The following is a 22,085-nucleotide window of genomic DNA, read 5'->3' as shown; positions in this document are numbered from 1 at the left end:
CTAAATGAGTGTATTTATTAATAAAAATACGAGAGTAATTGTTCAGGGGATTACCGGTTCAACCGCATTGTTCCATACAAAACAAATGATTGAGTACGGAACAAATATTGTTGGTGGTGTCACACCTGGAAAAGGTGGAACTGAAGTAGAAGGAGTTCCTGTATTTAATACAGTATCTGAAGCTGTTCAAACAACTGGAGCAAATGCTTCTGTTATCTATGTACCAGCACCATTTGCAGCAGATGCCATTTTAGAGGCTGTTGATGCAGAAGTCGATCTAGTCATTTGTATTACTGAACATATTCCAGTACTTGACATGGTCAAAGTAAAACGGTATATGGAAGGGAAAAAGACAAGACTTGTTGGCCCTAACTGTCCAGGTGTCATTACACCTGAAGAATGTAAGATTGGGATCATGCCAGGCTACATTCATAAAAAAGGTCATGTGGGTGTTGTTTCTCGTTCTGGAACGCTTACATATGAAGCGGTACATCAGCTTTCAGAAGCTGGCGTTGGTCAATCGACAGCTGTAGGAATCGGCGGAGACCCTGTCAATGGGACAAACTTTATTGATGTATTAAAAGCATTCAATGAAGACCCTGATACACATGCTGTGATTATGATCGGTGAAATCGGCGGTACAGCTGAAGAAGAAGCAGCTGAATGGGTCAAAGCAAATATGACTAAACCAGTCGTTGGCTTTATTGGTGGTAAAACGGCGCCTCCAGGAAAACGTATGGGACATGCTGGTGCCATTATTTCTGGTGGTAAAGGAACAGCTGATGAAAAGGTAAAAACAATGCGTGAATGTGGAATTGAAGTGGCAGAAACACCATCTGTCATGGGAGAAACGTTGATTAAAGTATTAAAAGAGAAGAATCTTTTCGAAGCTTGTAAAACGCATTAATGACACAAGAAGACTTGTTCTTTGACAAGTCTTCTTCTTTCTATCTTAAAATGGAGGAATGGTATGTACAACGTGTCCGAAAGAATGATTTTTCACCGCTTAAAAGGCCTCATCTCACCCTCATTATTAACAAAATGGTGGAAAGTCGATCCTGAGCTATATATAAATGAAGAAACACATCATTTTAAACAGGATCGAGCATTACAAACGATCGACTTTACCCGCTTAAAACAAGCTGAAGAAAATGAATTCCCCATTTTTCAACACATCGTTCAAGCCTATTTAAAGCAAAACATTCACATGATTCCCATCACATCACCCTTATATCCCAGCACACTAAAAAATATTTATGATCCTCCCCCTGTGTTATTCCTAAAAGGAAACGTATCATATTTAAATGAAGAAAAAAGTTTAGGTGTAGTCGGCACAAGAGTTCCATCATCTTATGGAGAAGCATGTGTGAAGAAAATTGTTGGTGAGCTTGTAAAGGAAGATTGGATCATTGTCAGTGGTTTAGCTAAAGGAATCGATGGACTTGCACATAAAGAGTGCATCAGGAAAAAAGGAAAAACGATCGGCATTATAGCGGGTGGCTTTCAGCATTTATACCCAAAAGAGCATGCGCAAATGGCTCAATACATGGGCGAACATCATTTGCTTTTGTCAGAGCATCCTCCTTATGTCAAACCAGAAAAGTGGCATTTTCCAATGAGAAATCGTTTAATTAGTGCATTGACGAAAGGAACCATCGTGATTCAATGCAAAGAAAAGAGCGGTTCTCTTATTACAGCCTATCAAGCGCTTGAGCAAGGAAAAGAGGTATTTGCGGTTGCTGGATCCATCTTTGATCCTAATTCCACAGGTCCGGCAAAACTCATTCAGCAGGGAGCAAAGCTTGTTCATTCAACAAAGGATATTTTAGAGGAATTCTCCTTCCGCAGCGTTCAATATACTGAACTCTCATAAAAATATCGTTTGACAAAAGACATCGGAATATTTAATAATAGTGAGGATTTAAGTTTACACTTTGTTTTTCGTGTTTATAATGATGTTCATCATAAAGAATTTTTAATGATTGCCTGTTAGATAGGTGCAATTAACATAAATATGAATTGTGAAATGTATAAAGAGAGAACACCTCTTAAGGGGGATTTTGAGTATGGCTGATTATTTAGTCATCGTTGAGTCGCCAGCAAAGGCGAAAACGATTGAGCGTTATTTAGGAAAAAAGTATAAAGTAAAAGCTTCAATGGGGCACGTAAGGGATTTACCGAAAAGTCAGCTCGGTGTTGACACTGAGCATGACTTCGAACCGAGATATATTACGATTCGCGGGAAAGGCCCAGTTTTAAAAGAATTAAAAACAGCGGCGAAAAAAGCAAAAAAAGTTTATCTCGCAGCTGACCCCGATAGAGAGGGAGAAGCGATTGCTTGGCATTTAGCACACAGCCTTGACCTTGACCTCTCTTCTGACTGCCGCGTTGTTTTTAACGAGATTACAAAGGATGCGATTAAGGATTCCTTTAAGCATCCACGTATGATCAATATGGACTTAGTTGATGCGCAGCAGGCAAGACGGATCTTAGATCGTCTTGTTGGGTATAAAATCAGTCCGATTTTATGGAAGAAAGTGAAAAAGGGCTTAAGTGCCGGACGTGTGCAATCAGTTGCACTCCGCCTCATTATTGATCGCGAGAATGAAATTAATGAATTTAAACCAGAAGAATACTGGACAATTGACGGTACATTCCTTAAAGGAAAAGAAAGCTTCGAAGCGAGTTTCTTTGGCCTCAATGGCAAAAAACATCCATTGAAAACAAAAGAAGATGTAAAAGAAATCCTTTCGAAATTAAAAGGAAGCAAATTCTCTGTAGAGAAAGTAACGAAAAAAGAGCGGAAACGTAATCCAGCCGTTCCGTTTACGACTTCTACTTTACAGCAGGAAGCTGCAAGAAAATTAAACTTCCGTGCGAAAAAGACAATGATGATTGCACAGCAATTATATGAAGGAATTGATCTTGGTAAAGAAGGTACAGTCGGTCTCATTACATATATGAGAACGGACTCAACACGTATTTCCAATACGGCGATTGAAGAAGTATCTGCTTTCATTGATCAGACGTACGGCAAGAATTTCTTAAACACAACAAAACGACCGGCCAAAAAGAATGAAAATGCACAAGATGCTCACGAAGCCATCCGCCCGACTTCTACGTTAAGAAAACCGGCAGATGTCAAGCACGTGCTTAGTCGTGATCAGCTTCGCCTGTACAAATTGATTTGGGAACGATTCGTGGCAAGCCAAATGGCGCCGGCTGTTCTTGATACAATGAGTGTGGATCTTGATCATAACGGTCTTACTTTCCGTGCGAATGGAAGTAAAGTGAAATTCCCTGGGTTTATGAAGGTTTATGTGGAAGGAAAGGACGACCAGCTAGAGGAAAAGGACAAAATGCTTCCTGATCTAAAAGAAGGAGATACAGTTCTTTCAAAAGATATCGAACCTGAACAGCACTTCACACAGCCGCCTCCGCGCTACACTGAGGCAAGATTGGTCAAAACACTTGAAGAGCTCGGTATAGGCCGTCCATCTACGTATGCACCAACATTAGATACGATTCAAAAGCGCGGCTATGTCGCACTTGATAATAAACGATTTACACCGACAGAGCTTGGAGAGATTGTACTCAACTTAATCATTGAATTCTTCCCTGAAATCATTAACGTTGAATTTACAGCGAAAATGGAAAAGGAACTTGATAGTGTTGAAGAAGGTACGATCGAATGGGTTCGTATTATCGACAGCTTCTATCAAGACTTTGCAAAACGGGTAGAAAAAGCTGAAGCAGAGATGCAAGAAGTTGAGATTGAGCCGGAATACGCCGGAGTTGATTGTGAAGAGTGCGGACATCCGATGGTGTACAAAATGGGTCGATACGGTAAGTTCATGGCTTGCTCTAACTTTCCTGACTGCCGTAACACAAAACCAATTGTCAAAGATATCGGTGTCAAATGCCCGACATGTCATGAAGGAAACATCGTTGAACGAAAATCGAAGAAACGCCGCATTTTTTACGGCTGTGATCGTTTTCCAGAGTGTGAATTCGTCTCTTGGGACAAACCAATTGAAAGAAAGTGTCCAAAATGCGAAAATATGCTTGTAGAGAAAAAGCTGAAAAAAGGTGTTCAAGTTCAATGTGTGAACTGTGATTATAAAGAGGAACAACAAAAATAGCGGTGAGCATCCTTGTTCACCTGCTTTTTTATGTCATCAAACAGACCATACAAAATAGGAGAGTTGTACAATGAGTCAATTTGTAAATGTGATCGGAGCTGGTTTAGCTGGAAGTGAAGCAGCATGGCAAATCGCTAAACGAGGAATTAAAGTCAATTTATATGAAATGAGACCTGTGAAACAAACGCCGGCTCACCATACAGATAAATTTGCGGAGCTTGTATGCAGCAACTCACTGCGTGCGAATGCTTTGACGAATGCAGTAGGTGTATTAAAGGAAGAAATGCGTCATTTAGATTCAGCCATTATTGCAGCAGCAGATGAAAGCTCAGTTCCTGCTGGCGGCGCGCTTGCAGTAGACCGTCATGAATTTGCAGCAAACGTGACAGACCGCGTGAAAAATCATCCGAATGTTACTGTCTTTCAAGAAGAGGTGCAGAGCATTCCAGAAGGTCCGACAATTATCGCGACTGGCCCGCTGACATCAGAAGCACTTTCAAAAGAATTACAATCGTTAACAGGAGAAGAATATCTCTATTTCTACGATGCAGCAGCACCTATTCTAGAGAAAGACAGCATTGATATGGATAAGGTGTACTTGAAATCACGCTATGACAAAGGAGAAGCCGCTTATTTAAACTGTCCAATGACAGAAGAGGAATTCGATCGTTTTTATGAGGCGCTCATTTCTGCTGAAACTGTGCCATTAAAAGAATTTGAAAAAGAAATCTTCTTTGAAGGCTGTATGCCAATTGAAGTCATGGCGAAAAGAGGAAAGAAAACGATGCTGTTTGGCCCGATGAAGCCAGTAGGACTTGAAGATCCGAAAACAGGAAAAAGACCTTACGCTGTTGTTCAATTAAGACAGGATGATGCAGCAGGTACTTTATATAACATCGTTGGCTTCCAGACACATCTGAAGTGGGGGGATCAAAAGGAAGTATTCCGTTTGATTCCAGGTCTTGAAGAAGCGGAGATTGTTCGTTACGGCGTGATGCACCGTAATACATTTATTAACTCGCCAAGCCTTTTAAGACCGACTTATCAGTTTAAAAATAGAGATGACCTATTCTTTGCCGGACAAATGACAGGTGTTGAAGGGTATGTCGAGTCCGCGGCGTCCGGACTTGTGGCTGGCATTAACGCTGCTCGTTTTGTCAAAGGAGAAGAGCTTGTGACACTTCCTGAGGAAACGGCGATTGGCAGTATGGCTCACTACATCACATCGACAAACAAGAAAAGCTTCCAGCCGATGAATGCGAATTTTGGTTTGCTGAAAGATCTAGGGGTTCGAATTAAAAACAAACAAGAACGTTATGCAGAGTACGCTAAGCGCGCAATCGAAACTATTCAAACTATTTCGAAATCTCTGTAGTAAAACATTGCACGGAAAGCCAGATATGTGATACCATTTAAAAGCCTTAAAGAGGTGTAAAAATGACGAATAAACAGCGTCTTGTCCACTTATTCATTGAATATCTGCAAATTGAAAAAAACTATTCAGCTTTAACGATCTCAGGATATACAGAAGCCATTGAAGAGTTTGTCAGATTTATGAACATTCAAGGAATAGACGGTTTTGAAGAGGTATCCTATCAAGATACGAGAATTTATTTAACAGAAGCTTATGAAAAAGGCCTGACAAGAAGAACGATTAGTAAGAAAGTCTCTGCGCTTCGCAGCTTTTATAAATTTTTATTAAGAGAACAGCTTGTGAAAGAAAATCCTTTTTTACTCGTTAGCTTACCAAAGCAGGATAAGCGGATTCCTTCATTTTTGTATGAAGAGGAACTAAAAGAGCTTTTTACAGTTTCCGACGTCAGCACACCGCTTGGGCAAAGAAATCAAGCCATTTTAGAACTTCTTTATGCAACAGGTATGAGGGTCAGTGAGTTATGTTCATTAAAAGAATCTGATCTTGATTTATCGATGGATACAGTGCTTGTTCATGGGAAAGGCAGCAAGCAGCGGTATGTTCCTTTCGGGTCATATGCACATGAAGCGCTCATTACTTATTTAGAGGATGGAAGGCAGAAGCTGAAAGCTAAGGGGGAAGACCGTGCTGATAGACATGTGTTTTTGAATCAGCGCGGGACGCCTCTTACAGACCGAGGTGTTCGATTCATTCTCACTGAATTAATGAAAAAGGCGTCAGGTACATTACATATCCATCCTCACATGTTGAGGCATACCTTTGCCACGCATCTCTTAAACGAGGGAGCGGATTTGAGAAGTGTTCAAGAACTTCTCGGTCATTCAAATTTATCATCTACACAGGTGTACACGCATGTATCAAAAGATTCTTTAAGAAACACGTACATGTCTCATCACCCAAGGGCTTTTAAACGATCCTAAAAGGAGGTTTTTTCATGTCATCATTTCATGCAACAACCATCTTTGCCGTTCAACATAAAGGAAAAAGTGCTATGGCTGGCGACGGTCAAGTCACTTTCGGGCAGGCTGTCGTGATGAAACACACAGCAAAAAAAGTGCGCCGTCTTTTCGGAGGCAAGGTGCTTGCAGGTTTTGCAGGTTCAGTAGCAGATGCTTTTACACTCTTTGAAAAGTTTGAAACAAAACTTGAAGAATATGGTGGTAACTTAAAGCGGGCAGCCGTAGAACTAGCGAAGGAATGGCGAAGTGACAAGATGTTAAGGCAGCTTGAGGCTATGCTCATCGTCATGAATAAAGAAAGCATCCTGCTCGTCTCTGGAACTGGAGAGGTCATAGAACCAGATGATGGGATTTTGGCAATTGGCTCAGGCGGCAACTATGCGCTTAGCGCCGGGAGAGCACTTAAAACCCATGCAGGTGATCATCTCTCAGCGAGAGAAATTGCAAAGGCCGCTCTTGAAACGGCCGGAGAAATCTGTGTCTACACGAACGATCAAATCACTTTAGAAGAGCTTGAATAGAAAGGACATGAGACGTATGGAGAAAAAGCCGTTCACCCCAAGAGAGATAGTTGAAAAGCTTGATCAATACATCATTGGTCAGCTTGATGCGAAAAAAGCAGTGGCGGTGGCTTTAAGAAACCGTTACAGAAGAAGTCTTTTACATGATAAGCTAAAGGATGAAGTCGTTCCTAAAAACATTTTAATGATCGGCCCAACAGGTGTTGGGAAAACAGAAATTGCCCGCAGAATTGCTCGAATTTCTGGTGCACCTTTTATTAAAGTGGAAGCGACGAAGTTTACTGAAGTGGGTTATGTCGGCCGTGACGTAGAGTCCATGGTGAGAGATTTAGTTGAAACAGCGATTAGACTTGTCAAAGAAGAAAAGATGAAAGATGTTCAAGAAGAAGCAGAAAAACAAGCAAATAAACGTCTTGTCCATTTACTTGTTCCTGGTAAGAAAAAAAGCCAGTCTGTGAAAAACCCTTTTGAGATGCTGTTTGGCGGTTCTGATGAAGATGACCGTGATCGAGATCATTCAAATGAAGACGTGGAACTCGAATCGACAAGAAAGCGAATCGCTCATCAGCTGGCTATGGGAGAACTTGAAGATCATTACGTCACGATCGAAGTAGAAGAACAGCAGCCTTCCATGTTTGATATGCTTCAAGGCTCGGGTATGGAGCAAATGGGTATGAACATGCAGGATGCCCTTGGCAATCTCATGCCTAAAAAGAAAAAACGCAGAAAGCTGACTGTCAGAGAAGCTAGAAAGGCGTTAACGGCTGAGGAAGCTTCAAAACTGATTGATATGGATGAAGTCAGTCAGGAAGCGGTCTACAAAGCAGAGCAGCAAGGAATTATTTTTATCGATGAAATCGACAAAATCGCCAAAAGCGGTGGTGCATCATCTGCAGATGTTTCTCGTGAAGGGGTTCAGCGTGATATTTTACCGATTGTAGAAGGTTCAACTGTGATGACGAAATATGGTGCCGTAAAAACAGATCATGTGCTGTTTGTTGCAGCAGGTGCATTTCATATGGCAAAGCCATCAGATTTGATTCCAGAGCTTCAGGGACGCTTCCCAATTCGTGTAGAATTAGATAAATTAAGTATAGAAGACTTTGTGAAAATCTTAACGGAACCAGATAATGCATTATTAAAGCAATATAAAGCTTTACTTGAAACAGAAGGTATATCTCTTGAATTTTCTGACGATGCTATTCATAAGATTGCCGAAGTGGCTTATCATGTCAATCAGGAGACAGATAACATCGGTGCAAGAAGGCTTCATACCATACTTGAAAAGCTGCTTGAAGAGCTTTCATTTGAGGCGCCTGATATTACAATGGAGACAGTGACCATTACCCCTCAGTATGTCGAAGAGAAGCTAGGAAAGATTGCAAATAACAAAGATTTAAGTCAATTTATACTTTAACAAATGAATAAAGTAATCTAGGAGGATCATTATTATGGCGTTACTACAAAAAACAAGGATTATTAACTCAATGCTGCAAGATGCAGCGGGGAAACCAGTTAATTTCAAAGAAATGGCAGAAACACTCAGAGATGTCATTGATTCAAACATTTTCGTATTGAGCAGAAGGGGAAAGCTTCTTGGCTACTCCATCAACCAACAGATCGAAAATGCACGTATGAAAAAAATGCTTGAAGATCGTCAGTTCCCTGAAGAATATACAAAGAGTCTATTCAATGTCCCTGAAACGTCTTCAAACCTTGATATTAACAGTGAATATACAGCTTTCCCGATTGAAAACCGTGACTTATTCCAATCAGGCTTAACAACAATTGTCCCTATCATTGGTGGAGGAGATCGTTTAGGAACATTAATCCTGTCTCGTTTGCAAGATTCATTCAAAGATGATGATTTAATCCTTGCCGAATACGGAGCAACAGTTGTTGGAATGGAGATCCTTCGCGAGAAAGCAGAGGAAATCGAAGAAGAAGCAAGAAGTAAAGCGGTTGTCCAAATGGCGATTAGCTCTCTTTCATACAGTGAGCTTGAAGCGATTGAGCACATTTTTGAAGAGCTTGATGGGAACGAAGGTCTTCTTGTCGCAAGTAAAATTGCAGACCGTGTAGGGATCACTCGTTCAGTGATCGTAAACGCCTTACGTAAGTTAGAAAGTGCGGGCGTGATCGAATCTCGTTCTCTTGGAATGAAGGGAACGTACATCAAAGTGTTAAACAACAAATTTTTAATTGAACTTGAAAATTTAAAATCTCATTAATCAAAAACCCTTTTTGGCCGAAATAAATGCTGAAAAGGGTTTTTTTATGTGAAAAAATGAGGATTTGTCCGAAAAATGTCACTCTTTTTTCCAAGAAACCCCTTACAATTCTGTAGTGCTTTGAATCTAGGTCTTTATACCTATTCGTAAAATAGATATATATTACGAGTTTTTTTTACATATACATCATAGACTTTAATCCTATTATTTCTTACAATGAACATATGGTTTTACAAATCTCGACATGATTAAATGGAATGAAATACATATGATTGGAGGTATATGGTTTTGGATATATTTTCTGGAACGATAAGCAACCTTGAGAATGCCTTGGGCAGAGCGAATGTTAAGCAAAAAGTCATAAGCAATAATATCGCAAATATAGACACACCGAACTACAAGTCGAAAAACGTCGCATTCCATGACATGCTAAATGATGCGTCAATCAAATTAGATGCTAAAAAAACATACCAAGGTCACATTGATTTTTCGAAAACAGGGTCTAATTATTCAGTTGTTTCGAGCAACCGTACTTCATATCAAGAAAACGGAAATAATGTCGATATTGATCAAGAGATGAGTGAACTCGCTAAAAACCAAATTCAGTATAATGCGCTGGTGGAAAGAATGAGCGGGAAATTCAATTCTCTTAAAACAGTTTTGACAGGAGGTAAGTGATGTCGATCTTTTCAGGAGTGAACGCTTCGGCCTCAGCATTAACGGCACAGAGGCTCAGAATGGACGTTGTATCCTCAAACCTGGCCAATATGGATACAACAAGAGCTAAACAGGTTGATGGCAACTGGGAGCCTTATAGACGTAAGCTTGTCACATTACAGCCGTCAGGTGAATCATTTTCATCTATATTGAACTCAAGTATGAATTCGAGCGGCAAATTAGGAAACGGCGTCAAAGTAACAAAGATTACTGAAGACGAAACTCCATTCAACCTTCAATATGATCCTACAAATCCCGATGCCAATGAAAATGGATATGTTCAAACACCAAATGTCGATCCATTAAAAGAAATGGTTGACCTCATCAGCAGCTCAAGATCATATGAAGCAAACGTGACTGCTCTAAATGCGAACAAAAGCATGCTGATGAAAGCTTTAGAAATAGGAAAGTAAGGTGAAAACAATTGGTTAATGCAATATCTCCTTTCCAGCTTCAAACTGCTCAGCAAGCAAGTGAATTGACGAATGCATCGTCCGTTCAGGCGGCTGCACCCAAAAGTCAAACGAATTTCTCTGATGTGCTGAAGAATTCCATTGAGGCATTAAATCAATCACAGCTGAAATCAGACCAGTATACAAATGCGCTTGCACAAGGAAAAGATGTCAATCTCGATGAAGTCATGATTGCTTCACAAAAAGCGAGTGTCACACTCACAGCTGCAACAGAGTTTCGAAATAAAGCAGTCGAAGCGTACCAAGAGATTATGAGAATGCAGATGTAGGAGGTGCTGGTGGACAAAAAAAGACTGAATGGAATGACCGGGGGTTAAGATGAATCGTACTTTAATGCAATTAAGAACAAAAACAGTTGAGTTTTGGCGAAATCGATCAAAATTACAAAAAATACTCATGATTGGCGGCGTTGCTGCCCTAGCAATCATTATTACGGTTGTTAGCATCTTTGCTTCTTCTGAAAAAATGGTTCCGCTCTTTAGAGACTTGTCTGAGGCAGAAGCTGGACAAATCAAACAGGAACTAGATGGCAAAAACGTTAAATCGGAACTTGCAAACAATGGAACAACGATTCTTGTTCCAGAAAAGCAAGCAGACTCTTTAAAAGTAACACTCGCATCTGAAGGGCTTCCTAAGACAGGCAACATTGATTATTCCTTCTTTGCAAACAATTCAGGCTTCGGTTTAACAGATAATGAATTTGATGTTCTGAAAGTAGACGCAACTCAGACAGAACTATCCAATCTGATCAACACAATTGATGGGATTAAAGATTCAAAAGTTATGATTAACCTGCCAAAAGATTCCGTTTTTGTTGGAGAAGAGCAAAGTAATGCATCAGCATCCATTGTGCTGCAAGTTGAGCCAGGCTACACGCTCACACCGCAGCAAGTAAAAGGCCTTTATCATCTTATTTCAAAAAGTGTGCCGAATTTAAAAACAGAAAACATTGTCATTATGGACCAAGATTCCAACTACTACGACTTAAACACCAGCTCCGATTCCTATGCAAGTGGAATGGATGCACAGCAGCAGAAAAAAGAGGAAATCGAAAAGAACCTTCAAAGAAAAATTCAGCAGCTGCTCGGAACAATGATGGGTCAAGATAAAGTGGCTGTATCGGTCACAACAGACATTGATTTTACTGAAGAAAAAAGAAAAGAAGACCTTGTAGAACCTGTTGATAAAGAAAACATGCAGGGAATTGCTGTCAGCGCTGAAAAGATTGCTGAAACTTATTCAGGCAATGGCGCAGCAGCTGGAGGCACTGCTGGAACAGGCGACGATGATGTCACAAATTATCAAGGTGCCGATGGAGCGAATGGAAGCGGAGATTACGAAAAGAGCGAAGATCGCATCAATTATGAAGTCAACCGCATTCATAAAGATATCAAAGAAAGTCCTTATAAAATTAGAGATGTTGGCATTCAAGCATTGGTCGAACCACCAACTGCAAACGATGCAAACTCTTTAACTGCTGCAAGACAAGATGATATCAAAAAGATTCTTTCAACGATCATTAGCACATCGATTGATAAAGAATACACAAATGGTCAAGCGCTCACTCAAGCAGACTTAGATAACAAAATCGTTTTATCTGTATCAAAATTAGACGGTAAACAGCAAACTGCGGCAAATAACCCTTCAAACAATATTCCAATCTGGGTTTATATTGTAGGCGGTGTGCTCCTACTTGCAATTATCGCTCTTATCATTCTTCTTGTACGCAAGCGTAGAAAAGATGAGGAAGAAGAGTTTGAGTTTGATGAACGTACACCAATCGATGTTCCTGATATCGACACTGAACCAGAAACAGAAGAAATGGTGAGAAAAAATCAGCTTGAAAAAATGGCAAAAGAAAAACCAGAAGACTTTGCTAAATTGCTACGCAGCTGGCTGTCCGAGGATTAGGAGGAATACACATGTCGAGAAAAGATCCAAATCGACTAACAGGCAGACAAAAAGCAGCAATCCTAATGATTTCCTTAGGGCTAGACGTGTCAGCATCTGTATACAAACATCTGTCTGAAGACGAAATAGAAAAATTAACATTAGAAATTTCCAATGTACGAAGTGTAGATACTGCTAAAAAAGATGAAGTCATCGAAGAGTTTCACAGCATTGCCATCGCGCAGGACTACATATCGCAGGGCGGTCTTATGTACGCAAGACAAGTGCTTGAAAAAGCGCTTGGTGAGGACAAAGCGGACAGCATCTTAAATAGGCTAACATCCTCTCTTCAAGTGAAGCCATTTGATTTTGCTCGAAAGGCTGACCCAGAACAAATTTTAAACTTTATCCAGCATGAGCATCCACAAACGATAGCACTTATCCTTTCCTACCTGGATCCAGTGCAGGCTGGGCAAATTTTATCTGAGTTAGGCGAGGAAGTACAAACTGAGGTTGCGAGACGTATTGCCTTAATGGACCGTACATCTCCAGAGATCATCAATGAGGTGGAGCGTATTCTTGAACAAAAGCTCTCTTCAACCTTTACGCAGGACTATACGCAAACGGGCGGAGTCGAAGCGGTTGTCGAAGTGCTAAATGGTGTAGACCGTGCTACTGAGAAGACCATTTTAGACACACTTGAAATTCAAGATCCAGAGCTTGCTGATGAAATTAAGAAACGTATGTTTGTCTTTGAAGATATTGTCACTCTTGACAGCAGAGCGATTCAGCGTGTCATCAGAGATGTTGAAAATGATGACTTATTGCTCGCACTCAAAGTGGCAAGCGAAGAAGTCAAAGAAATTGTCTTCCGCAACATGTCACAGCGGATGGTCGAAACATTCAAAGAAGAAATGGAGTTTATGGGGCCTGTCCGGCTTAGAGATGTCGAGGAAGCACAAACCCGTATTGTCAGCATCGTAAGACGACTTGAGGAAGCTGGAGAAATCGTCATAGCTCGAGGCGGAGGAGACGATATCATTGTCTAGGATTATCAAACATGAAACATCTGTTATTCCTGAACAAGGACGGCAAACGATTCCTTTACAGCAAGTGGAGTTTAAAAGAGAACATCACGAAGAAGAGCTTGTTAATGAAACTGAAGCATCGCAGCTAGTACTCAGTGATGCAGAAGATCAAGCGAGCCGCATATTAGAACAAGCAAACAGTGAGCTGGAAAAAACATTAGCTGAAATCAATCAGCGCAGAACTGATTTTGAAGAAGAAAGAATGCAGCTCATTGAAGAAGCGAAACAAGCAGGTTATCAAGAAGGCTTCCAAAAGGGCGAAGCAGATGCGAATATGAAGTACCAAGCTACTCTTGATCAAGCAAATGACATCGTGAGTCTTGCAAGGCAGGACTACGAAGAGAAAATTGAAAGCTCTGCTGAGCAAATTGTGGAACTCGCTTTTGAACTCGCCAAACGCGTTTGGTATGTAGCTGAGGACACAAAAGATCAATTTTTGGCTCTTGTGAAGCAGGTCATTTCAGAAGTGAAAGAATATGATGATATTTCCATCTATGTTGACCCTGAACATTACGAGCATGTGATGGAATATAAAGACGAATTGATTAGAATCCTTCAAAAGGATACACACCTTGCCATTTACTCGGATGAAAAAGCGCCAAAAGGAACTTGTTACGTAGAAACAAGTTTTGGAAAAGTGGAAGCGAGTGTTGATACCCAAATGAATCAGTTGAAAGAAAAGTTATTAGAAGTCATTGATTCAGGTGATCACAAATGAAAATGGATGTGCTAAAAGAAACGATTGAAACCGCCGATCCTTATAAACGATTTGGTAAAGTCAATCGAGTGGTTGGGCTGATGATTGAATCGAAGGGGCCGGAGAGTTCGATCGGTGATGTGTGTCTCATTCATAAAAAAGGGAGCAAGCATCATCCGATAAAAGCAGAGGTCGTAGGGTTTAGAGATGAAAACATTCTGCTTATGCCTTATGTAGAAGCATCCAATATTTCACCAGGAAGTCTTGTTGAAGCGACGGGTGAGTCGCTGAAGGTCAAAGTAGGGACTGGATTAATAGGTGAAGTCGTTGATGCCTTCGGTCATCCGCTTGATGGCAGTATGCTTCCAAAGGGACTTGCACCTGTTTCGACAGATCAGTCACCTCCAAATCCGATGGACAGGCCGCCTATTCGAGAAAAGATGGGTGTTGGTGTTAGAGTCATCGACAGTCTGCTCACAGTTGGCACTGGTCAAAGGATCGGGATTTTTGCCGGAAGTGGTGTTGGAAAAAGTACCTTAATGGGAATGATTGCAAAGCAGACAGAAGCAGACCTCAATGTGATTGCTCTTGTAGGGGAGCGTGGCCGTGAAGTTCGTGAGTTTATTGAAAAGGATTTAGGCGCTGAAGGACTGAAGCGATCAATTGTTGTCGTTGCAACTTCTGACCAGCCCGCACTGACGAGACTGAAAGCTGCGTATACAGCAACAGCCATTGCGGAGTATTTCAGGGACAGAGGAAAAAATGTCATGTTCATGATGGATTCTGTTACGAGGGTTGCCATGGCGCAAAGGGAAATAGGTCTTGCAACTGGCGAGCCGCCAACGACAAAAGGATATACACCTTCAGTGTTCGCTATACTGCCAAAATTGCTCGAACGAACTGGGACAAATCAGCTTGGTTCTATCACAGCTTTTTACACAGTGCTTGTTGATGGGGACGATATGAATGAGCCGATCGCTGATACAGTGAGGGGGATCCTGGATGGCCACATTGTACTTGATCGTGCTTTAGCCAACAAAGGACAATTTCCCGCTGTGAATATTCTGAAAAGTATCAGCCGTGTCATGAGCAATATCGCAAGTCATGATCACAAGGAAGCGGCTAACCGGTTCCGCCAGCTTTTGTCCACTTATCAAAACGCTGAAGACCTCATTAATATTGGAGCATATAAAAAAGGCTCCTCCAAAGATATTGATGAGGCCATGCAGGCCTATCCTCATCTGATTTCATTTTTGAAACAGGATGTAGAAGAGGCGGTATCTATTGAAGACAGTGTGAGTTTATTGCTCAGTTTGATGAATAGAGAGGATTGACAAAAACAGTGAGATATCAATACAAATTTCAAAAGCTCTTAGAACTGAAAGAAAGTGAAAAAGACAAGTCACTCGCAGCGTACCAACAATCCGTTTCGGCATTTGAGCAAGTCGCTGAAAAACTCTATGAAAATATGAGTAAAAAAGAGCTAATGGAAAAAAGCAAAGAAGAAAAGCTGAGAAGTGGAATGAGTGTTCAAGAAATGCGTCATTACCAGCAATTTGTGACCAACTTAGATAACACCATCCAGCATTATCAGCAGCTTGTGATCATGAAACGCCATCAAATGAATGAAAAACAATCTGATTTAACTGAAAAAAACATTGAGTTTAAAAAGTTTGAAAAAATGAAAGAAAAGCAATTTGAAAAGTTCTCCCTTGAACATAAGGCAATTGAAATGAAAGAAATGGATGATATCTCTATCAGCCAATTCATGTTTCAAGGACATTAGGAGTCGAGATGAATGCCTAAGAAGGAAAAAACGAAGGAATCAGGCGGCGGAAAATTTCAATGGATCTTGTTTATTGTCATCATCCCATTGATTGTGCTTGTGATTGTAACTGGCACGATCCTTTATATGGCAGGTTTTGATCTGAAAAAACCGCTCCAAAACATTCCGGGGATCAGCAGTTTGGTTGGTTCAGATGACACCTCAAAAACGTCATCTTCACATAGTGATCAAGGCGATGCAGAGCTGAAAGATCTGAAAAAGACCATTAAAGAGCAAAAGAATGAGCTCGAAATTGCACAAAAAGATTTGAAAACAAGTGATGAAGAGATTAAAAGACTCAACCAAAAAATCAACTCACTTGAAAAAACATCAGAAAATGATGCAAAGAATACGTCAGCCAATGACAGTTCATCGAATAACAGCTCATCAAATAACACGTCAGATAATAACTCAGCAGGAACGTCTTCTGATGCAGCGGCATCCTCTAATCAGCAGACAAAAGGAAAGGTCGCCAGCATTTATGAAAGCATGGACCCAGGGAAATCCGCCAAAATTTTATCAGAATTAAGTGATAAAGAGGCGTTAAAAATCCTTGAAGAGCTGAGCAAAAATAAACTGACAGACATATTAGCAAAACTGACACCTCAGAAGGCAGCAACGTTTACAAAAGAGCTTGCCAAAAAAGAAGAAAGTGAAAATGGGGGTGGGCAATAAGTGAAGCTATTGGATATTGGAGCCTTACAGCAATCTTCTCAAGGTCTCTCGGGACTAAAGGGAGGCGGCGCGGTATCTGCACGCGGTTTGTTTAAACAATTGCTTAGCGGAGCAGGCGCCGAAAGCGGCCCTGTTCATGCTGAGACAGCCGCTGCTGCCTCTCTTTCTATCAATGATGCGATGCAAATCATTGAAAAGTGGATGCAATCACCTGAAGAAGGAATGAACGCAGACCTTCTAAGTGCGCTTCAAACACTACAAGGTCAAACACTTGAATCATCTGATCTCAAGTCACTTGAAGAATTATTTCAAAAAATGGAATCTTCCATTTACGGTGATCAAGCTGAAAAGCCAGGTTCTGAACATAGTGAACAGCTCATACAAGTCCACTTTTTCATCTATCAGTTGCTCAATCAACAGCCGCTCAGCTTTGATGCGAAACTTGTGCAGGATATTGAAGGGAAAGGTCAAGACTTTATCCACTTTCTTTCGAAAAACGGGGTAGATGAAAAACTCATTCAGCAAGTAAAAGAGCAGTACTTCTCGCAGGAGTCAACGCCCAAGCTGAATTCGATGACTCAAAGTGAGCTAAAGCACTTTAATCAGTTAATCGACCATATGATGGCGAATGCAAAAGGATCTGACAAAGAGTGGAAAATTTCACTAGGAGAGTTGAAGGAACTTGTCTCTCCAAAACAAGAATCTACTCTCGCTTCTCCGGCAAAAGGGAATGCGTCTCTTGAGTGGCTCATCAAAAAAGAAGTCGTTAAAGGACCAAGCACTGCTGCGCCAGCTTCTGAAAAGATAATGACCCATACACTTCTGCCAGGTCATAAGCAGTTTTTTCAACTGCAGTCAGCGGCTCCTGTTCAGCAGACACAAACGACTGATGAAAAGCCAGGAACGGTTGATCAGCAAATTCTAAACACATGGAAGCAAATGAAATTCACGCCGTTTGGCAATTCAAGCGGACGCTTTACCGTTCGATTAAATCCGGAAAATCTTGGATTCATTACCATTCAGCTAACGAAGCAAAACGGGATGTATGCAAGTAAAATTACCGCTTCGACGCAAGCAGCGAAAGAGCTGTTAGAGCATCATCTGCCGCAGCTCAAGCAGGCGCTTCCAAATATGTCGGTTCAAGTGGACCGTTTCCATATACCGCTTCAATCAAATGAACAGCCGTTATTTGGACAGTTTAGTGAAGAAAACAAGCAGCAACAGTCAAAAGGACAGAATTTCCAGCAGACTGATGAACAGGAAGCAGAATTCCAAGATGTACTGGATGCTCTTGTTGGGTCAGATGAAGAAGAGGAGGAAATCTAATGGCAACAGTTGATGCTACGAATAGAACAGCCGCACAAGCAGACACTTCTTCAAAGGCAGAAAAGAAAACAGATACGCTTGGCCGAGATCAGTTCTTGAAAATTTTGCTTACGCAGCTTCAAAACCAAGATCCGACAAACCCGATTGATGACCGTGAGTTTGTCACACAACTTGCAACATTTTCTTCTTTAGAACAGCAAATGAATATGAATGAATCAATTACTCAAATGAATCAAATCATGTCTACATTTGTTGCACACCAAGATCCGTTTACGACATATGTAGGTTGGATTGGTAAAGAAGTAGCAGGCAAACAAGATGATAAAGACATATCTGGCACTGTCAAGTCTGTTAAAAACATAAACAATGAATACTTCCTATATTTAGAAGATGGCACGAAAATCAGCCCTTGGGACGTTACAACTGTTGGAGAAAAATCGTAAGCAAATCGAGGAGGAAAATAAATGTTACGCTCACTTTACTCAGGAATTAGCGGAATGAAAAACTTCCAAACAAAATTAGATGTGGTAGCCAATAACGTGGCCAACGTCAATACACACGGTTACAAAAAAAGCCGTATCACGTTTAAAGATATGGTCAGTCAAACCCTTGCAAGTTCTGGTGGACCTACGAACAACTCTGGTTCAATCAACTCGAAACAAGTTGGTTTAGGATCATCTTTATCTTCTATTGATAAAATCATGTCATCCGGGGCTTCTCAAAATACAGATGATCCATGGGACTTCTATATCAATGGAGATGGATTTTTCCAGATACAAAAGCAAGGTGAGACCCTATATATGAGAGCAGGGAACTTCAAGCCTGATTCTGAAGGGGATCTGGTAACACCTGATGGAAACTACCTTTTGGGAATGGATGGACAAAAGATAACGATTCCAGATGGCATTTCAAGTGTAAGTGTTGGTCCGGATGGAACGATTTCGGTTGTTGAAAACAATGTATCTAGAACTGTTGGACAGGTATCACTCGTATCTTTCCGTAACGCAGGAGGATTAGACAAAGTTGGTGACAACCTTTACCGCCAAACGTTAAGCTCAGGTGCACCAAGTAACCCTATTGCACCTGGTGAACAAGGAACTGGCGTAATCCAAACAGGGAAACTTGAAATGTCAAACGTTGATTTAACAGACGAGTTTACCGAAATGATTATCGCGCAGCGCGGATTCCAATCGAATGCAAAGACGATCACAACATCTGATGAAATCCTGCAAGAGCTTGTGAATCTGAAACGATAGGAGGTAGGGGGAGCGGATGATCGCTTCTCTGCTTAATATGATTGAAGTGACAAGATTAAATGGCAAAGGATTTATGCTGAACGCTCTCCATATCGAGCAAATCGAAAGCTTTCCAGACACGACCATTACTTTGGCTAATGGAAAGAAATTCGTTGTGAAAGAAGATGAAGTGCAGCTTCAAGAGAAAATCATTTCTTTCTACAGAAAAATCCAAGTCATTTCATTGAATCAAGGAATAGAGGAATTTGAATGAAGAAGAAATTAGTCGTAGTAATGCTAATCATGATTATTGCCATCGTCGGAATTGGTGCAGGCATCTTTTTTCTACTGAATGGGTCAGACGAAGCAAAAGCTGAAAAAGAGCCAACAGCAGATGAAGTCGTAAAAGCTTCTGTTGAAATTCCTGAGATTATCACCAATTTAAAGTCTGAAGGAAATGCTGTCAAACTTGTCCTGAATATTGAAACGGACTCTGAAAAAGCAAAATCAGAGCTTGAGAAAAGAAGTTTCCAAGTAAAAGATGCTGTAATCGACATTTTATCAGACACGAATGCAGATGAACTTGATGGCAAAAAAGGCAGAGAACATTTTAAAACACAAGTCAAAAACAAAGTGAATAACTATTTGCAAGATGGCAAGGTGAAAGAAGTATATATAACCTCCTTTAATCTGCAATAGAGGCGATTAATTGAACACGATGGAGGTGAAGAAATGTCAGGAGAAGTGCTTTCCCAGAATGAGATCGACGCATTATTATCCGCCATCTCAACAGGCGAAATGGATGCAGAAGAGCTGAAAAAAGAGGAAACGACGAAAAAAGTGAAGGTGTATGACTTTAAACGTGCACTGCGTTTTTCAAAAGACCAGATTCGAAGTTTAACAAGGATTCATGATAACTTCGCTAGACTGCTCACCACGCATTTTTCAGCGCAGCTAAGATCATATATTCAAATTACTGTCAGCTCGGTTGACCAAGTACCATACGAAGAATTTATTCGTTCGATTCCTAATATGACATTATTAAACTTATTTTATGTCAGCCCGCTTGAAGGAAGAATCATGCTTGAAGTGAACCCAACAATCGGCTATGCGATGATGGACAGGCTGATGGGCGGGATTGGCATTAGTCATAATAAGACAGAATCACTTACAGAAATTGAAACAAAGATTATCTCAAATATGTTTGAGGGAGCTTTGGAAAATTACAGAGAAGCGTGGCAGTCCATAACCGACATCGAGCCTGAAATGGCAGATTTCGAGGTAAATCCCCAGTTTGTTCAAATGGTGTCACCAAACGAAACAGTTGTCGTCATTTCTCTTAATACACAAATTGGCGAGGTAAGCGGGGTTATTAACCTATGTATTCCTCACGTTGTATTAGAGCCTATTATTCCGAAGCTGTCTGTACACTACTGGATGCAGTCTGAACGAAATGAACCAAAACAGCAAGAAACAAAGGCCATTGAAAAACGGATTATGAAGGCAAAAATACCGGTAGTCGCAGAGCTGGGACAATCGGAAATGACGGTAGAAGAGTTTTTGAATTTGGAAATTGGTGATTGTATTGCCTTGGACAAACCAGTAAATGCGCCTCTTACTGTTATGGTCGGAAATAAACCGAAATTCTTGGGACAGGCCGGCCGCGTGAATCGGAAACAGGCGATTCAAATTCTAGATCACGACATAAGAGGTGAAGAAGATGGAGAATAACGGAAGTAAATTATCACAAGACGAAATCGATGCGCTCCTTAAAGGAGGCAGCAATGACGATGTAGAGCCTGATACAATCCTTTCTGCAATGGAGCAAGATGCCATTGGAGAAATCGGAAATATTTCATTCGGCAGCTCTGCAACAGCACTTTCAACCCTATTAAATCAAAAAGTGGAGATTACAACTCCAACTGTTACTGTGATTCAAAAAAGTATGCTGAATGAGGAATTTCCTCATCCGTATGTCGCTATCGAAGTGAATTATACGGAAGGCTTCAGCGCAAGTAACCTGCTTGTCGTCCAGCAAACAGATGCAGCAGTCATTGCGGATTTAATGATGGGCGGAGATGGGACAAATGCTGACCCTTCTTTAAGTGAGATTCACTTAAGTGCAGTACAAGAAGCAATGAACCAAATGATGGGTTCTGCTGCGACATCCATGTCGACTGTCTTTAATAAAAAGATTGATATTTCTCCGCCGCGCGTCGAATTGCTTGATGTGAAAGAAGGAGAAGGGACAGACCGCATTCCAGCTGAAGAAATGCTTGTCAAAGTATCCTTCAGATTAAAAATAGGTGAACTCATCGATTCAAATATTATGCAGCTTTATCCTATTACATTTGCGAAGGATTTAATCGCAGAATTAACAGATCCTGCGCAAGAAGAAGAGCCGGTTCAAGAAGCTCAAGTGAGTGCACCTGAACCTCAGCCGGCAGCACCTCAAACGCAGTCTGCCCCAGCGCAGCAAGCAGCACCGCCGAAAAGACAGGCGAAGCCAAAGCCGGCAGCACCTGTAAATGTGGCGCCAGTTGAATTTGAATCGTTCAGTGAGCCTCAGCATACAACAAGCCAGCTTGGAAACCTTGATATGCTGATGGACATTCCTCTTTCCATTACGGTGGAACTTGGAAGAACTCAGCGAAGTGTGAAAGAAGTTCTTGAGCTTTCAGCTGGAAGTATCATTGAACTGGACAAACTTGCTGGTGAGCCAGTAGACATTCTAGTTAACAAGCGAATCGTCGCCAAAGGGGAAGTCGTTGTCATTGATGAGAACTTTGGTGTTCGTGTGACTGATATTTTAAGTCAGTCTGAAAGACTTTCTAATTTAAAATAAACAAACATATAGGGAGAGAATAAGTA

At 41.0% G+C, this 22,085-nt stretch carries 24 protein-coding genes; all 24 read left to right on the top strand.

Features of this window, described 5'->3' with window-relative positions; genetic code table 11:
• The first annotated feature begins 4 nt into the window (after positions 1–4).
• The 24 genes from sucD to fliY all read left to right on the top strand — a co-directional run bounded on the left by sucD (position 5) and on the right by fliY (position 22,059).
• Positions 5–907 carry a succinate--CoA ligase subunit alpha gene (gene sucD / locus ACLGGR_RS01535; RefSeq protein ID WP_003212080.1) on the top strand — a complete coding sequence of 301 codons (903 nt, stop codon included), beginning with the start codon at positions 5–7 and terminating at the stop codon, positions 905–907.
• 63 nt (positions 908–970) lie between these two features.
• The gene (dprA, locus tag ACLGGR_RS01530; RefSeq protein WP_251215465.1) at positions 971–1,873 is read left to right on the top strand and encodes a DNA-processing protein DprA; all 903 of its coding nucleotides are present in this window, start codon (positions 971–973) and stop codon (positions 1,871–1,873) included.
• Between the two features lie 193 nt (positions 1,874–2,066).
• Positions 2,067–4,142: a type I DNA topoisomerase gene (gene topA, locus ACLGGR_RS01525; RefSeq protein ID WP_267586244.1), complete on the top strand. Its 2,076-nt coding sequence runs from the start codon at positions 2,067–2,069 to the stop codon at positions 4,140–4,142.
• 70 nt (positions 4,143–4,212) lie between these two features.
• The gene (gene trmFO / locus ACLGGR_RS01520; RefSeq protein ID WP_410972374.1) at positions 4,213–5,517 is read left to right on the top strand and encodes an FADH(2)-oxidizing methylenetetrahydrofolate--tRNA-(uracil(54)-C(5))-methyltransferase TrmFO; all 1,305 of its coding nucleotides are present in this window, start codon (positions 4,213–4,215) and stop codon (positions 5,515–5,517) included.
• Between the two features lie 62 nt (positions 5,518–5,579).
• Entirely contained in the window at positions 5,580–6,497 is a 918-nt protein-coding gene (gene xerC / locus ACLGGR_RS01515) for a tyrosine recombinase XerC (protein WP_323646876.1), read from the top strand.
• A gap of 14 nt (positions 6,498–6,511) precedes the next feature.
• The gene (gene hslV / locus ACLGGR_RS01510) at positions 6,512–7,057 is read left to right on the top strand and encodes an ATP-dependent protease subunit HslV (RefSeq protein WP_024424181.1); all 546 of its coding nucleotides are present in this window, start codon (positions 6,512–6,514) and stop codon (positions 7,055–7,057) included.
• 16 nt (positions 7,058–7,073) lie between these two features.
• A complete protein-coding gene (hslU, locus tag ACLGGR_RS01505; RefSeq protein ID WP_142944782.1) occupies positions 7,074–8,474 on the top strand; it encodes an ATP-dependent protease ATPase subunit HslU in 1,401 nt (466 codons plus the stop codon).
• A 34-nt stretch (positions 8,475–8,508) separates the two neighbouring features.
• Positions 8,509–9,288: a GTP-sensing pleiotropic transcriptional regulator CodY gene (gene codY / locus ACLGGR_RS01500; RefSeq protein WP_142944783.1), complete on the top strand. Its 780-nt coding sequence runs from the start codon at positions 8,509–8,511 to the stop codon at positions 9,286–9,288.
• A 288-nt stretch (positions 9,289–9,576) separates the two neighbouring features.
• Positions 9,577–9,966 carry a flagellar basal body rod protein FlgB gene (gene flgB / locus ACLGGR_RS01495; RefSeq protein ID WP_012009952.1) on the top strand — a complete coding sequence of 130 codons (390 nt, stop codon included), beginning with the start codon at positions 9,577–9,579 and terminating at the stop codon, positions 9,964–9,966.
• Entirely contained in the window at positions 9,966–10,418 is a 453-nt protein-coding gene (gene flgC / locus ACLGGR_RS01490; RefSeq protein ID WP_024424179.1) for a flagellar basal body rod protein FlgC, read from the top strand. The genes flgB and flgC overlap by 1 nt, the downstream gene beginning before the upstream one ends.
• Before the next feature lie 11 nt (positions 10,419–10,429).
• Positions 10,430–10,747, top strand: a complete 318-nt coding sequence (fliE, locus tag ACLGGR_RS01485; protein WP_007499609.1) for a flagellar hook-basal body complex protein FliE — start codon at positions 10,430–10,432, stop codon at positions 10,745–10,747.
• Between the two features lie 49 nt (positions 10,748–10,796).
• The gene (gene fliF, locus ACLGGR_RS01480; protein ID WP_142944784.1) at positions 10,797–12,389 is read left to right on the top strand and encodes a flagellar basal-body MS-ring/collar protein FliF; all 1,593 of its coding nucleotides are present in this window, start codon (positions 10,797–10,799) and stop codon (positions 12,387–12,389) included.
• A gap of 11 nt (positions 12,390–12,400) precedes the next feature.
• Positions 12,401–13,417 carry a flagellar motor switch protein FliG gene (gene fliG / locus ACLGGR_RS01475; protein ID WP_034281776.1) on the top strand — a complete coding sequence of 339 codons (1,017 nt, stop codon included), beginning with the start codon at positions 12,401–12,403 and terminating at the stop codon, positions 13,415–13,417.
• Positions 13,410–14,174, top strand: coding sequence for a flagellar assembly protein FliH (fliH, locus tag ACLGGR_RS01470; RefSeq protein WP_251215461.1), 765 nt, complete (start codon positions 13,410–13,412; stop codon positions 14,172–14,174). Before fliG ends, fliH begins: the two co-directional genes overlap by 8 nt.
• Positions 14,171–15,487, top strand: a complete 1,317-nt coding sequence (gene fliI / locus ACLGGR_RS01465; RefSeq protein WP_041117382.1) for a flagellar protein export ATPase FliI — start codon at positions 14,171–14,173, stop codon at positions 15,485–15,487. Before fliH ends, fliI begins: the two co-directional genes overlap by 4 nt.
• A gap of 8 nt (positions 15,488–15,495) precedes the next feature.
• Entirely contained in the window at positions 15,496–15,939 is a 444-nt protein-coding gene (gene fliJ / locus ACLGGR_RS01460) for a flagellar export protein FliJ (RefSeq protein ID WP_024424173.1), read from the top strand.
• 12 nt (positions 15,940–15,951) lie between these two features.
• Positions 15,952–16,653: a MotE family protein gene (locus ACLGGR_RS01455; protein WP_142944787.1), complete on the top strand. Its 702-nt coding sequence runs from the start codon at positions 15,952–15,954 to the stop codon at positions 16,651–16,653.
• Positions 16,654–17,979, top strand: coding sequence for a flagellar hook-length control protein FliK (locus ACLGGR_RS01450; protein WP_410972373.1), 1,326 nt, complete (start codon positions 16,654–16,656; stop codon positions 17,977–17,979). It begins immediately after the preceding gene.
• Entirely contained in the window at positions 17,979–18,422 is a 444-nt protein-coding gene (flgD, locus tag ACLGGR_RS01445) for a flagellar hook assembly protein FlgD (RefSeq protein WP_251215459.1), read from the top strand. The genes ACLGGR_RS01450 and flgD overlap by 1 nt, the downstream gene beginning before the upstream one ends.
• Positions 18,423–18,443: 21 nt before the next feature.
• Positions 18,444–19,235 (top strand): flagellar basal body rod protein FlgG, encoded by a 792-nt coding sequence (flgG, locus tag ACLGGR_RS01440; RefSeq protein ID WP_251215458.1) that lies wholly within the window; start codon positions 18,444–18,446, stop codon positions 19,233–19,235.
• Between the two features lie 37 nt (positions 19,236–19,272).
• A complete protein-coding gene (gene swrD, locus ACLGGR_RS01435) occupies positions 19,273–19,488 on the top strand; it encodes a swarming motility protein SwrD (RefSeq protein WP_230030151.1) in 216 nt (71 codons plus the stop codon).
• Positions 19,485–19,913, top strand: a complete 429-nt coding sequence (fliL, locus tag ACLGGR_RS01430) for a flagellar basal body-associated protein FliL (protein WP_024424168.1) — start codon at positions 19,485–19,487, stop codon at positions 19,911–19,913. The genes swrD and fliL overlap by 4 nt, the downstream gene beginning before the upstream one ends.
• Positions 19,914–19,946: 33 nt before the next feature.
• A complete protein-coding gene (fliM, locus tag ACLGGR_RS01425; protein ID WP_024424167.1) occupies positions 19,947–20,945 on the top strand; it encodes a flagellar motor switch protein FliM in 999 nt (332 codons plus the stop codon).
• Positions 20,935–22,059, top strand: coding sequence for a flagellar motor switch phosphatase FliY (fliY, locus tag ACLGGR_RS01420; RefSeq protein ID WP_410972372.1), 1,125 nt, complete (start codon positions 20,935–20,937; stop codon positions 22,057–22,059). Before fliM ends, fliY begins: the two co-directional genes overlap by 11 nt.
• The last annotated feature ends 26 nt before the right edge of the window (positions 22,060–22,085 follow it).

It is taken from the genome of Bacillus sp. BD48 (genome assembly GCF_046566805.1).
Lineage (GTDB): Bacteria > Bacillota > Bacilli > Bacillales > Bacillaceae > Bacillus > Bacillus safensis.
Note: the sequence above shows the minus strand (reverse complement) of the source record. Positions and strands in the feature narration are given on the sequence as shown.